Below are 14,446 nucleotides of genomic sequence, written 5' to 3'. Positions count from 1 at the left end.
GAAGGAATTCCGTATTTGTTTCAGAATGAGAACCTGATTTCGATTGATCCGCTGGCAAGTATTGCTTATGGCGGGATTCAATTGAAAGTGCATCCTACCGATGAAGAAAAAGTAAGGGAAATCCTGGATGAATTAAACCGCCCGAACCTTAATATCATTTGAAAGTTTTCAACAACTATTAAAAACAACAAAAAGAAAAAGGAAATTTAAATTAATTTATGGTGGTTATTATAGCGTGTTAATAGTTACAATAACTTTCGTTCGGGAATGACGGTTTTGTAGTTATCTTTTTTTATAACGATTTGTTAACATACTTTTCGGAGGATAAATCATTCATTTTGAAGCAAAATTAAAAAACAATGAACAGTTGTTCACAAGCAAAAACGAAGTCATTTTGTAGATAAGTTCATTCTCGTTTTTTGTTAACAACGATTCAAATGTTACGCATAACTTTTCTAAAAAAACCGCCAACTAAATTTGTTTTTTTGATGTCAATTTTTGCATTACAATTTTAAAAGACACCACCAAGAAAAAGTTCTAATTTTCTATATGAAGTTATAAACATTTTATGTTAAATTAAAGTAAACTGACTATCAAGCGTTTAGAAAAAACTATTAACATAACCTAAAATTAACGATTTGTAAATAGTAAAACTATTGGTTTTCAAAACCTTAACGCTTTATTGCTTTTTTACTTACCTCCTTTTCGCGAGAGTCATCAATCAATAAGATTATACGACACTAAAAAAGAATTACTTCACCAAGATTGATTAAATTTGCCTCACAACACAACACCAATATTATGAAAATAGCCATAGGCAACGACCACGCCGGACCCGATTATAAAGATGCGATTCTCGAAATGCTTCGCACCAAAGGACACGAAGTAACCAACTACGGAACCAACACTTTCGATAGTGTAGATTTCCCCGATTTCGGACATCCGGTTGCGCAAGATGTTTCTGACGGTAAAGCAGATTTTGGTATAGTAATTTGCGGCAGCGGAAACGGCATTGCGATGACGGCCAACAAACATCCAAAAGTACGTGCTGCTTTGTGTTGGACCAAAGAAATTGCCGCTTTAGCACGCCAACATAATGATGCGAATATTATTAGTATTCCGGCGCGATTCACGTCTATTGCGCAAGCGGTTGATATGGTTGATACTTTTCTAAACACCGCATTCGAAGGTGGAAGACACACGAATCGTGTCAATAAAATTCCTTGTTAATTCATGGCTCACGACCACCATCATCACCATCATCATGAAGTAACCGATAAAAATCTTTCGGTATCGATTGTGTTGAATGCGGCGATAACGATTGCTCAAATCATCGGCGGTTTTATTTCAGGAAGTTTGTCGCTGATTTCCGATGCGCTTCATAATTTTAGTGATGTCTTGTCGCTGGTTTTGAGTTTAATCGCACATCGATTGGCCAAAAGAAAAGCAACGGAACACAAAACGTTTGGTTATAAAAGAGCCGAAATTTTGGTGGCTTTTATCAATGCTTCGATTTTAATTATTGTTGCGGTTTTTTTGATGTTTGAAGCTGTAGAACGTTTTTCCAATCCGGTGCAAATCAATTCAAGAATAGTCATCATTTTGTCTGTTCTTGGTATTGCATTCAATGGTTTTTCGGCCATCCTACTCAAAAAAGATTCGGATCATAATCTCAACATGAAGTCGGCCTACATTCATTTGTTTACCGATATGTTGGCTTCGGTAGCGGTTTTGGTTGGTGGGATTTTGATGTATTATTTTCAATGGTTTTGGGTAGACAGTTTACTTACTTTTTTACTTGCTTTGTATTTGATTTATATGAGTTTCGATATTTTAAAAACCTCAGTAAAAATGTTGATGTTATTCACACCACAACATCTCGAGATTGATAAAATTGTTGCAACAGTGCATCAAAAAACCGGCATTCACCAATTGTATCATATTCATTTATGGCATTTGAATGATAATGAATTGCATTTCGAAGCGCATTTAGATTGCAAAGAAAATATGACCATCACCGAATTTAATAAGTTAGTCGACACGATTGAAGAAGTGTTGTTTCACGAATTTCAAATCAACCATTGCACGATTCAACCTGAATTCGGAAAAAGTTGTACTAAAGATTATATTATTCAGGAATAAATTTCCAAGTTCATCATGACAAACATTGATTTTATCAAACTTACCGTGGCTACTTCCGCCATCAATATTCAAAAAACGATTCAATTATTAGACGAAGATTGTACGATTCCATTTATTGCGCGTTACCGAAAAGACCAAACCGGAAACCTTGATGAAGTTTTTATCGAACAAATCGCCAAGCGCAACAAACAATACGAAGAAATCGTCAAACGCAAAGAAGCCATTTTAAAATCAATCGAAGAACAACAAGCCTTGACGCCCGAATTGGCTAAAAAAATCAATGACAGTTTCGAGTTGCAAGAACTCGAAGATTACTATTTGCCTTATAAAAAGAAGAAAAAAACCAAAGCCGATGTAGCGCGCGAAAACGGACTCGAGCCGCTGGCCAAAATCATCATGGCGCAAAACAACGACGATATCGAGTTTATTGCGTCGCGTTATTTGAATGACAAAGTCGTCAATGAAGATGAAGCATTGCAAGGCGCACGAGACATTATCGCTGAATGGATTAATGAAAACGCTTACGTGCGAAAGTTGTTAAGAAGACTTTTTCAACGCACCGCAACGATTACAACCAAAGTAGTCAAAACTAAAAAAGACGATGAAGCCGCTCAAAAATTCAATCAATATTTCGAATGGTCTGAGAATGTAGTGAAGGCACCGGCGCACAGATTATTAGCGATGTTGCGTGCCGAGAATGAAGGTTTTATTAAAATTAAAATCGAAATAGAACCCGAAGAAGCCATTACTGCGATTGAAAATGCTATCATTAAAAGAAATAATGATTCTACACCTCATTTGCAATTGGCGGTCGAAGACAGTTATAAACGATTATTGGTTCCGGCGATTTCAAACGAAACCTTACAAGAAGCCAAAGCCAAAGCGGATGCGAATTCGATTCAGGTTTTTGCTACAAATTTGAGTCAATTGTTGTTGGCACCGCCATTGGGTGAAAAGCGAATTTTAGCCATTGATCCTGGTTATCGTAGCGGTTGCAAAGTGGTTTGTCTCGATGAAAAAGGCGATTTACTATACAACGAAACCGTTTATCCGCACGCGCCGCAACATGAAGATGCGATTGCGATGAAAAAAATCCGTTCGATGGTCAATGCTTATAAAATTGACGCGATTTCTATTGGTAATGGAACGGCATCACGCGAAACAGAATTCTTCATCAAGAAAATTGCATTTGATAAACCAGTTCAAGTTTTTGTGGTTAGTGAAGCTGGCGCATCAGTTTATTCGGCATCGAAAATAGCCCGAGAAGAATTTCCGAATTTTGATGTGACGGTTCGTGGCTCAGTTTCAATTGGAAGACGGCTTTCAGATCCGCTTGCCGAACTCGTAAAAATCGATCCAAAAGCGATTGGCGTTGGACAATACCAGCACGATGTTGATCAAACCAAACTCAAAGAAGAACTCGATAACACAGTCATTCGATGCGTGAATTCTGTCGGCATTAATATCAATACAGCTAGCAAATCATTGTTGAGTTACGTGAGTGGAATAGGCGAGAAGCTTGCCGAAAACATCGTACAATATCGTTTAGAAAATGGCCCGTTTGAAGACAGAAAGCAACTCAAAAAAGTGCCACGTCTTGGAGAAAAAGCTTATCAACAAAGCGTTGCGTTCATCAGAATTGCGAATGCTAAAAATCCTTTAGACAATTCTGCTGTGCATCCGGAAGCGTATCCGATTGTAGAAAAAATAGCGAAAGATTTGAAAATTTCTGTGAATGAATTAATCGCCAATAAAGAAAAAACGGCGCAGATCAAACCAGAAAATTACATCACTGCAGAAATAGGCGTTTTAGGTTTGAAAGACATCATCAAAGAATTGGAAAAACCCGGATTGGATCCGCGAAAATCTGCCAAAGTTTTTGAGTTTGATGCGAATGTAAAATCGATAAAAGATATTAGAACCGGAATGATTTTGCCTGGTATTGTCAACAACATTACGAACTTTGGTTGCTTTGTTGATATTGGTATTAAGGAAAGTGGTTTGGTGCACATTTCACAACTTAAAGCCGGATTTGTTTCGGATGTGAATGAAGTAGTAAAGTTGCACCAACATGTTGAAGTGAAAGTAACCGATGTTGATGAAGAACGAAAGAGAATTCAGTTGAGCATGGTATTATAACAAAAAAAATGTCCCAACAATCGGGACATTTTTTATTTCGTTTCTTCTTCTGATTTTTTAGCAGCAGCATTTTCTTCTTCGTCACCTTTGGCTGCTTTTTTAAATTCATTGATTCCGCTTCCTAAACCTTTCATTAATTCCGGGATTTTTTTACCTCCAAAAAGCAAAAGAACCACCAACAAAATAATAAGGATTTCTGTAACACCTAATCTTCCCATGATATGATAATTTGTTGCCGAAGCAAAATTGGTAATAATATTCGAGCAAAGATAAATAGAAAATATTGGAATTGTTTTCATTCATTAGCAAATATTTGTGATTTGATTGCGTTAATGTTTCGAAGCTATTTTAGGCCGCAAACCGCAAGGCAACACTAACATAATTTCTATATTTGTATTCTAAACTTAGCGCATGTCCGAAAAAAGACTCAAACGTCAACTGATAAAGAAAAAACTATTCACCAAAAACCGTTTGGTAATCCTCAATGAAGATTCGTTCGAGGAAATTTTTTCTTTAAAATTGACTTTGATGAATGTCTTTGTCGTAGCCACTGTTGGCGCGGTTTTAATCATCACTATGACGACTTTCATCATCGCTTTTACGCCGCTTCGTGAATTCATTCCGGGTTATGCTTCGGACAAACTCAAAAGAGACGCGACAGAATTGGCGTTGAAATCAGATTCACTAACCAATGCCGTGAAGAAAAATGAAGCCTATATCGCATCGATCAAAAAAGTATTGACAGGCGATTTGGAGTTTGCAAAATTCAATAAAGATTCCATTTATGCCACTAAAGCGGAAGCGACCCATAGTGAAATATCAAAACCTTCCGAAGCCGATTTGAAACTACGAGAAGAAGTGGCTAAAGAAGACAAATACAATCTTTTCGAAAAAGCACAATCGAAAGTTAGTATCGTGCTTTTTCCTCCGGCGAAAGGATCGATAACTGAAAAATTCAATTCAAAAAATAAACATTATGCAGTCGATGTGGCGTTGGCGAAAAACACACCGATCAAAGCCATCTTAAACGGAACTGTAATCTTTGCCGATTGGACGCCGTCGACAGGAAATGTGATTATCATTCGACACAACAACGGATTTATTTCGGTTTATAAACACGCAGATTCACTGACAAAATCTCAAGGCGATGTCGTTAGAACTGGCGAAGTCATTGCCTTGGCAGGTTCGACAGGGCAAGAATCAACAGGTGTGCATTTGCATTTTGAACTTTGGAAAGACGGTTATGCGATTGATCCTACACAATTCATCGAATTTGAATAAATGATATGTCTATAAAAACCATTGCCGCGAAAATATTTGCGAAGTATATTTACAGCAAAACGCAACGTTGGGCAAACAACCCAATAGAAACGCAGCATCAAGTTTTTAAAGATTTAATTCAAAAAGCCAAAGCCACGCAGTTTGGTATCGACCACCATTTTTCAGAGATTCATTCTTATGAAGATTTCGCCAAACAAGTTCCCATTCGCGATTACGAAGCATTGAAAAGCTATGTCGACCTTGTCGTTAAAGGCGATGAGAATATTCTTTGGCCGGGCAAACCGTTATATTTTGCGAAAACTTCAGGAACGACTTCGGGTGCGAAATACATTCCATTAACGACCGAATCTATGCCTTTTCATATAGAAGCTGCTCGAAACGCCATCTTACATTACGTACACGAAACAGGAAAAGCAGATTTCGTAGATGGGAAAATGATTTTCTTACAAGGAAGTCCAATACTTGAAGAAAAAAACGGGATTAAACTCGGCAGATTGTCAGGAATTGTAGCGCATTTTGTTCCGAAATATTTGCAGAAAAACCGCATGCCTTCATGGGAAACCAATTGTATCGAAGATTGGGAAACCAAAGTTGATGCGATTGTTCAAGAAACCTATTCTGAGAATATGACCGTCATTTCAGGAATTCCATCTTGGGTGCAAATGTATTTTGAAAAGCTCCAGCAAAAAGAACAAAAAGCGGTTGGTGCTATTTTTAAAAATTTCAATTTGTTTATTTACGGCGGTGTAAATTACGAACCTTATCGTGCGAAATTTGAAAACCTTATCGGAAGAAAAGTCGATAGCATTGAATTGTTTCCTGCATCAGAAGGGTTTTTTGCGTACCAAGATTCACAAAAAGAAAAAGGCATGTTGTTGCTTTTAAATGCGGGAATCTTTTATGAATTTATTAAATCCGAAGCATTTTTTACTGAAAACCCAAACCGATATACGATTGGTGAAGTTGAAATTGGTGTCAATTACGTTTTAATCATTTCGACCAATGCGGGACTTTGGGGTTACAATATTGGCGATACGATTCAGTTTACTTCAACAAAACCTTATCGTGTGATTGTTTCGGGTAGAATCAAACATTATATTTCGGCTTTTGGCGAGCATGTAATTGGGAAAGAAGTCGAACATGCGTTGCAAGAATCAATCGTGGGAACTGAAATCCGAATCAATGAGTTTACGGTTGCGCCACAAATTACACCAACACAAGGTTTGCCTTATCACGAATGGTTCATCGAATTTGAAAACGAACCAAAAGACATGACTGTTTTTGCAGAAGCTATCGATGCTGCCATGCGCAAACAGAATGCGTATTACGATGATTTGATTGTTGGAAAAGTATTGCGTAGTTTGATGATTACTTCGGTTGCTAAAAACGGATTTCAGGATTATATGAAATCGATTGGAAAATTGGGTGGACAGAATAAGATTCCACGATTGAGCAACGACAGAAGTATTGTCGATTTGCTAAAAATCAAACAGACATGAAACAAAAAATCTTTTTAGCATGGTTGATTTTAGTAAACATTACGGTTTCAGCTCAGATTAAAGGCGTTGTAAAAGACAGCATTACCAAAGAACCGATTCCATATGTAAACATTTCGGTTGAGAACGAAAACCTCGGAACGACATCGGAAGAAAACGGTGCATTCACGATTCATGTTTCTGAGAAAAGTAAAAATCTCTTTTTTTCCGCATTGGGTTTTGAAAAGAAAAAGATTAAAATTTCGAAAGGCATGGAAGTCTATTTAAAATCGATGGCGTATCAAATTGATGAAGTGGTGATTTCGAAAAGATTTGAAACACGACAAAAGGAAATAGGTGAAACGGAAAGCCAGATTTTACAAGCTTTTGATAATGGGCCAAGAATCGACACAAAGTTTTTCCCATATTTCCCATCTTATAAAAGGACAAAATTTATCAAGCAAGTGGTGATATCGACCGATAGCAAAATAGAGGAAGCCACTTTTAAAATTCATTTTTACAGTGTTGATGCGAATGGCTTTCCGGGCGATGAATTGCTTAGCAAGGATTTGATTGTTTCGGTTAGTCAAGGTGTGAAGCGAACGAAATTTAATGTGACGAAATTCAATTTGAGAATGCCCAAGCAAGGTATTTTCGTTGGCTTTGAAAAACTGATTGTTGAAAAGAACAAACTTGAAAAAACGATATCGGATCCCAATACCAATACAACGCAAATTCAAAAAACCTATTATCCTTTTGTATTGTATGCTGCACAGCAAAGAGATTTTACATTTGCTTTTTTAGGCGGGAAATGGATCAAACAAACCAAGCAAAACCAGAGTGAACCAACAGAAAAAATGACGGTATATGAACCAGCAATAAATCTGATTCTAACCAACTAAAAGATAAAAACCTTACATTTGCCGGTTAATAAATAATAATAACCAGATTGTCAGGGCCTGGAAAGGGTTTTTCAGGAAAGTAACACCGACAAACAAAAAACAAACATTAATGAAAGAAATTAAAAACATTGTACGATCAAGAGCACAGGAATCATCTAGTGCTGTTGAGAAATTGTACATTACGATGCGCCATTTATTCAATCGTGGATTTTACAAACCGATGGGCGTTTCGGGAGAAACATTGCGCGAAGCATTATTGTCGCTTCGACCAGAAATTTACGGAACTATTGCCGAGGAAAAGGTAGAACTTAGCGGCCTTTTATACGTTATTGAAAGACTTCCTGTAGGTATTGAAGAATGCCGTTTCATCAATTTAACTTCTGATGAAGGCTATTCGAAATCACATTTCAAAGCGATTATTCCACCCAAAAGAAGAAGAAATTGTTACCGCATCGATGAGGAACAAATGAATGTTGAAATTACGCGCGGTCGTTCAGACATTTATGATATTTTGACGCATTTGACGTTTATTTTCATCGAATCACATAAAATTAAAGACCGTATTCTGATTGATGAAAGCGGAGAAGTGACGCGTGATTGGCAAAAATTGGAACAAGCCGTTTTGCAAAATGTAAAGCTGTCGCTGATTGAAAAAGAAAAAACCATTTCACATACCGCCAATATTCTCGGAAGAACTTTCGCTGAAGTATTGGATATTTACGATGCGTTTGGAACTTCCGAAAAACCCGATCGTTTTCTGCACGTGATTTATTGGTTGGGCAAATTGGCTTTAGAAGAAGTCATAGAAAACAACAAAAGAATCATCACTTTTAGCCCGATTTTAAGAGAGCGTTTGGGACATCATATTCACGGTGAAATTTGGGCCAACAACATCAAAGACGTGTTGATGCAAAACCAACTTTTAGACCGACCGATTCACATTATCAGTGCCAATATGCACAGTGTCATGAATTCGATTTTCGCTACGCATGTCTTGAAAACCAAGTTTAAGGATAAGGAAGATTTCTTTATTTACGAAGAACTCAGCAAATCCGGCGCGCATGATGTTAGAGATAAAGTCGCTGCTTTTGCGAAACAACACGGTATGATCTCGCTTCCTGATACTTCGGGAACCAATATCGATGTGCAGATTTTTGATACGGCTAAAATCGATTGGAAAAAATCATCGTTTGCGAAAGCTAAAACCGGCGATGCACAACCTGTAATAATTGTCATGGATTATGCGTTTGGTGAACAAGCTTATGAAACCATTGATGAATTATTGAAACCTTACCAAGAAACCAAAATCAAGAAAGTTTTTCTGAATGTCGAATCGGTTTCGATTATGGGTAAAGCAGGGATTTTGCAAGGCGGAAAAGGCGATATCATGATTCCGTCGGCGCATATCAACGAAGGAACGGGTGATAATTATCCGTTTGTAAACGAATTAACCGCTGCGATGTTAGACGGAAACGGAATTCCTGTTTTTGCCGGACCAATGGTTACCGTTTTAGGAACATCATTGCAGAATAAGGATCTATTGAAGTTTTTTCATGATTCAACATGGGGCGTTATTGGTTTGGAAATGGAAGGTGCTTATTATCAGAAAGCCATTCAATCGGCATCAAAAATCAGAAAAAGCATCAATCCCGACGTTAAAGTTCGATACGCTTATTATGCTTCTGATAATCCGTTAGAAACCGGAAGTACATTGGCTTCAGGCGGATTGGGAACTACAGGCGTAAAACCAACTTATTTGATTACCATTAAGATATTAGAACAAATATTCAACATAAATTAAGAGATAAGAACCAATTTTAAACATTAATTAAAATAATCATGAGCACAAACGAAAAAATTCAGGAAAGTCAAGAAATAGATTTAGCATTACTATCAAAAAAAATTTCCGGTGTTTTTAAATCGATCAATAGATCCATTTTTTTAATCATTCAATTTTTTATAAAACACATTCTGCTTTTAGGGATATTGATTTTAGTTGGTTTGGGCATTGGAATTTATTTGGATATCAATCAGAAAGTTTACAATAACGAAATCATTGTTCGTCCGAATTTTGAATCGACAGATTATGTTTATTCTAAAATCGAATTATTAAAGTCGAAAATAAAAGATAGAGACACAGTATTTTTGAAATCAATAGGCATTCAAAATCCTTCTAAAATATCCAATATTCAAATTGCTCCCATTATTGATATTTATAAATTTATCAGTACTACTTCTTCAAAAGATAACGATCAAAATTTCCAGATATTAAAATTATTGGCAGAAAGCAGTGATATTAAAACCATCGTTAGCGAAAAAACGACCAGTAAGAACTATGCATTTCATAAAATTTCATTTTCAACAAAGTCATTAACCAGCAGAAAAGAAATCATAGATCCGCTTTTAAAATATTTGCAAGACAATGAGTATTACACCAAAATTAAAAACGAATATATTCAAAACAACAACACCAAAATCGAGCAATCTAAGGTCATCATTGAGCAGATTGATGGTTTGTTAAATAATTTTTCTAAAGAAAGTAATGGAAATTTAAAAAGCGACAAGTTGATTTATTATAATGAAAACACACAACTTAGCGATATTATCCAAACAAAAAGAGAATTAATTTCAGAAATATCGAGAATCAAACTTGACAATCAAACCACGGATAAAATTGTAAAAGAAAATAGCACCACCATCAATATCTTAAATACCAAATCAATCAATGGGAAACTAAAATTTGTCTTGCCGATTTTATTTGTTTCTATTTATTTTATGATATTTCTATTCATTAATTTTTATAAAAAACAATCTTCTATTTATTCTAAAGAGCAAATATAAAAGAAGTACTCATGAAAGGAATAATATTAGCCGGCGGATCAGGCACGCGATTACACCCATTAACACTTGCCGTAAGTAAGCAATTAATGCCGATTTACGACAAGCCAATGATATATTACCCTCTTTCTACGCTAATGTGGTCGGGCATTAAGGAGGTATTAATTATTTCTACACCGCACGATTTGCCTTTATTCAAACAATTGTTAGGTGACGGACAAAAGCTAGGTTGTCGTTTCGAATATGCCGTTCAAGAACATCCGAATGGTTTGGCGGAAGCCTTTATTATCGGGAAAGAATTTATTGGAAATGATAAAGTGGCGTTAGTGCTAGGCGATAATATTTTTTACGGTACAGGTTTGTCAGATTTGCTTTTAGGAAACAACAATCCCGATGGCGGAATTATCTATGCTTACCATGTTCAAGATCCCGAACGCTATGGTGTCGTTGATTTCGATGCCAATGGAAATGTGTTATCCATCGAAGAAAAACCCGAAAACCCGAAATCGAATTATGCCGTTCCTGGCATTTATTTTTATGACAATGATGTCGTGGAAATTGCGGCCAATATCAAACCAAGCCACAGAGGCGAATTGGAAATTACCGATATTAATAAAGAATACCTAAAACGCGGCAAGCTCAAAGTGAGCATACTCGATAGAGGCACCGCTTGGCTTGATACGGGAACGTTTAACTCTTTAATGCAAGCTTCGCAGTTTGTTCAAGTCATAGAAGAACGACAAGGATTAAAAATTGGATCGATTGAAGAAGCTGCTTTCAGAATGGGTTTCATCAATGCAGAACAATTAAAATTATTAGCCCAACCATTACTCAAAAGTGGTTACGGAGCCCATTTGTTAAGCATCGTATAACATGAATTTTATTGCCACTAAACTCGAAGGATGTTACTGCATTGAGCCTAAAGTTTTTGATGATCATCGCGGTTATTTTATGGAAAGTTTTAACGAAAAAACCTTTCATGAAAAAACCGGACAGACCATTCATTTTGTTCAAGACAACCAATCTTTTTCTTCCAAAGGCGTGCTCAGAGGATTGCATTATCAAGTTGGCGAACATTCACAAGCCAAGTTAATTCGAGTTTTATCAGGCGAAATTTTAGACGTTGCCGTAGATATTCGACCGAACTCTAAAACCTACGGACAACATGTTACGATAGTACTTTCGGCTGAAAACCAGAAGCAATTTTTTATGCCAAGAGGTTTCGCTCACGGGTTTTTGGTATTAAGTGAAACAGCGACTATTTTTTATAAATGTGATAATTTTTATAACAAAGAATCCGAAGGCGGTATCATCTATAATGATGTAACACTCAACATCGATTGGCAGTTTTCGGAAACCGACTTGATTATTTCTGAAAAGGATGCCATTCAACCTACTTTCGAAAAATCCAGAAAATCATGATAGTCGTAGTCGTTGGAGCTAACGGACAATTAGGACAGGCTTTGCGACATATTGCAGCTGATTATGCTGAAATACAATTTCACTTTTATACATCAAATGAAATTGATATTACCAAACCCGATTTAATAGAACTGGTTTGGAGCCAACTCAAACCCGATTTTTGCATTAATGCCGCAGCTTATACCGCTGTTGATAAAGCAGAAACAGAGCCTGAAAAAGCGCAACAGATTAATGTTGATGGCGCTCGGAATCTGGCTGAGGTTTGCCAACGTTTTCATACGACTTTATTGCACATTTCTACCGATTTTGTTTTTGATGGAAGCAAAAAAACACCGTATGTAGAGACCGACATGACCAATCCACAAAGTGTATATGGAACAACCAAACGCGACGGAGAATTGGCCATAATCAAAACCATGAAAGCTTATTTCATCATCAGAACATCTTGGTTGTATTCGCAATTTGGAAATAATTTTATGAAAACCATGTTGCGGTTGGCCCAAGAAAGAAGTTCCGTAAGTATCGTTGAGGATCAAATCGGAACGCCAACACACGCGATTGATTTGGCCAAAATGCTGCTGACTATTATACAAAGCAAAAGTAAAGATTACGGAATGTATCATTTTAGCAACCAAGGCAGCACGAGTTGGTCTGGCTTTGCTAAAAAGATTTTCGAGTGGAATCATATTTCGACAAACGTATTACCGATTCCAACATCACAATATCCAACACCAGCCAAACGCCCAGCGTATAGTGTTTTAGATACATCGAAAATAAAAAAAACCTTTCATGTTTCGATACACCATTGGGATATTGCTTTAGAGCAGTAATAAATAAGTTGCCACGAATTCACGAATTTTTAGATGCTTAATTCGTGAATTTGTGGTTGTTTTTTAGTTTATCGTTTGATAATTTTTAATGTTTGACTTTTTCCTTCAGCAAACAATTGCAATAAATAAATTCCCGTTGGTAAATCCCTAAATTCAATCTTATTGTTTTGAAGTTGGTCTGTTTGAATTAATTTTCCATCAATCGAAAACACTTGATACGAAATACCAACGACATTGCTGCTGAGGTGTATAATGTTATCAAAAGGATTGGGGTAAACGGTGATGTTTTCAAAATTATTTTGATGGTTGTTTAGCATTTCGTCAACGGCAATTTCGATATCAAAAGCTATAGAACCACCAGAATTTGTTGCGGTTACAGTATAAACAGCGGTGCTAAAAATAGCGGTTGGTGTTCCTGAAATTTCGCCGGATATTGTATTTAATGACAAACCTAAAGGTAAAGCAGGGTTAACGGAATATTCAATAACATCGCCAATTACGGAAGGCCATAAACTCGCTATAGGATTTCCTACAATAAATAAGTTTGGCGAAGTATAACTTAACATATTGGGTGCGATATCATTCACGGTAATGATTAGATCGAAAGATGAAGAACCACCTAAATTGTATGCTGTTACGGTATATGTTGTCGCACTTGAAATCACGGTTGGTGTTCCAGAAATTGCTCCTGTTGCCGTATCGAAATTCAACCCTAAAGGCAAGCTTGGTGCAATGCTATAACTAATAACCGTTCCACCAGAAACACTTGGACTTAGATTCGAGATTACTGCGTCTTTAGTAAAAACATTTGGAGTGCTATAATTTAAGTCACTAGGCGCCACATCATTCACAGTAATTATTAAATCGAAAGTTATTGAACCACCAGAATTGTTCGCAGTTATGGTATAAGTTATTGCACTTGAAATCACCGTTGGCGTTCCAGAAATTGCTCCTGTTGCCGTATCGAAATTCAATCCCAAAGGCAAACTTGGTGTAATGCTATAATCGATAACGCTTCCTGAAACAATTGGAAACAAACTAACAATTGAAGTTCCATTGGTAAACACGTTTTGTGAATTATAACTCAACGCACTAGGTGCCACATCATTCACAGTAATTACTAAATCGAAAGTTGAAGAACCACCGGAATTGTTCGCTGTTACGGTGTAAGTTGTCGCACTCGAAATTACGGTTGGCGTTCCGGAAATTGCTCCTGTTGCCGTGTCGAAATTCAACCCTAAAGGCAAGCTTGGCGAAATGCTATAACTAATAACCGTTCCACCAGAAACACTTGGATTTAGATTCGAGATTGCTGCGTCTTTAGTAAACACATTTGGAGTGTTATAATTTAAGTCACTTGGCTTAAGATCATTCACAGTAATTACTAAATCGAAAGTTGTAGAACCACCGGAATTGT

13 protein-coding genes are annotated in these 14,446 nt (G+C 36.7%); 11 read left to right on the top strand and 2 right to left on the bottom strand.

Annotated elements, in window-relative coordinates:
- The first annotated feature begins 801 nt into the window (after positions 1–801).
- Genes rpiB through RMO03_RS00975 form a run of 3 tightly spaced genes read left to right on the top strand, consistent with a single transcriptional unit; the run spans position 802 to position 4,281 of the window.
- Positions 802–1,230: a ribose 5-phosphate isomerase B gene (rpiB, locus tag RMO03_RS00985; protein ID WP_309640206.1), complete on the top strand. Its 429-nt coding sequence runs from the start codon at positions 802–804 to the stop codon at positions 1,228–1,230.
- A gap of 3 nt (positions 1,231–1,233) precedes the next feature.
- Entirely contained in the window at positions 1,234–2,142 is a 909-nt protein-coding gene (locus RMO03_RS00980; RefSeq protein WP_309640205.1) for a cation diffusion facilitator family transporter, read from the top strand.
- 15 nt (positions 2,143–2,157) lie between these two features.
- Complete coding sequence (locus RMO03_RS00975) at positions 2,158–4,281, top strand: Tex family protein (RefSeq protein WP_309640204.1); 2,124 nt, start codon at positions 2,158–2,160, stop codon at positions 4,279–4,281.
- Between the two features lie 32 nt (positions 4,282–4,313).
- Here RMO03_RS00975 and tatA read toward each other — a convergent pair whose 3' ends face one another.
- Positions 4,314–4,499: a twin-arginine translocase TatA/TatE family subunit gene (tatA, locus tag RMO03_RS00970; protein ID WP_309640207.1), complete on the bottom strand. Its 186-nt coding sequence runs from the start codon at positions 4,497–4,499 to the stop codon at positions 4,314–4,316.
- Between the two features lie 193 nt (positions 4,500–4,692).
- Between tatA and RMO03_RS00965 the strand changes: the two genes are divergently transcribed.
- The 8 genes from RMO03_RS00965 (at position 4,693) to rfbD (ending at position 13,029) form a co-directional block, all read left to right on the top strand.
- Entirely contained in the window at positions 4,693–5,562 is an 870-nt protein-coding gene (locus RMO03_RS00965) for a M23 family metallopeptidase (protein WP_309640203.1), read from the top strand.
- Positions 5,563–5,567: 5 nt separating this feature from the next.
- Positions 5,568–7,061 carry a GH3 auxin-responsive promoter family protein gene (locus tag RMO03_RS00960; protein ID WP_309640202.1) on the top strand — a complete coding sequence of 498 codons (1,494 nt, stop codon included), beginning with the start codon at positions 5,568–5,570 and terminating at the stop codon, positions 7,059–7,061.
- A complete protein-coding gene (locus RMO03_RS00955) occupies positions 7,058–7,939 on the top strand; it encodes a carboxypeptidase-like regulatory domain-containing protein (RefSeq protein ID WP_309640201.1) in 882 nt (293 codons plus the stop codon). The genes RMO03_RS00960 and RMO03_RS00955 overlap by 4 nt, the downstream gene beginning before the upstream one ends.
- Before the next feature lie 109 nt (positions 7,940–8,048).
- Positions 8,049–9,740: a DUF6909 family protein gene (locus tag RMO03_RS00950; RefSeq protein WP_309640200.1), complete on the top strand. Its 1,692-nt coding sequence runs from the start codon at positions 8,049–8,051 to the stop codon at positions 9,738–9,740.
- A gap of 38 nt (positions 9,741–9,778) precedes the next feature.
- On the top strand, positions 9,779–10,780 hold the full coding sequence (locus RMO03_RS00945) for a hypothetical protein (protein WP_309640199.1): 1,002 nt from the start codon (positions 9,779–9,781) through the stop codon (positions 10,778–10,780).
- An 11-nt stretch (positions 10,781–10,791) separates the two neighbouring features.
- Complete coding sequence (rfbA, locus tag RMO03_RS00940; RefSeq protein WP_309640198.1) at positions 10,792–11,649, top strand: glucose-1-phosphate thymidylyltransferase RfbA; 858 nt, start codon at positions 10,792–10,794, stop codon at positions 11,647–11,649.
- Between the two features lies 1 nt (position 11,650).
- A complete protein-coding gene (gene rfbC, locus RMO03_RS00935; RefSeq protein WP_309640197.1) occupies positions 11,651–12,199 on the top strand; it encodes a dTDP-4-dehydrorhamnose 3,5-epimerase in 549 nt (182 codons plus the stop codon).
- The gene (gene rfbD, locus RMO03_RS00930) at positions 12,196–13,029 is read left to right on the top strand and encodes a dTDP-4-dehydrorhamnose reductase (RefSeq protein ID WP_309640196.1); all 834 of its coding nucleotides are present in this window, start codon (positions 12,196–12,198) and stop codon (positions 13,027–13,029) included. Before rfbC ends, rfbD begins: the two co-directional genes overlap by 4 nt.
- A 68-nt stretch (positions 13,030–13,097) precedes the next feature.
- On the opposite strand, the gene RMO03_RS00925 is transcribed toward rfbD, so the two are convergent.
- Positions 13,098–14,446: putative Ig domain-containing protein (locus RMO03_RS00925; protein ID WP_309640195.1), on the bottom strand; the 1,349-nt coding region annotated here is incomplete at its 5' end.

Origin of the sequence: Flavobacterium sp. (genome assembly GCF_031411595.1) — a bacterium.
Lineage (GTDB): Bacteria > Bacteroidota > Bacteroidia > Flavobacteriales > Flavobacteriaceae > Flavobacterium.
Note: the sequence above shows the minus strand (reverse complement) of the source record. Positions and strands in the feature narration are given on the sequence as shown.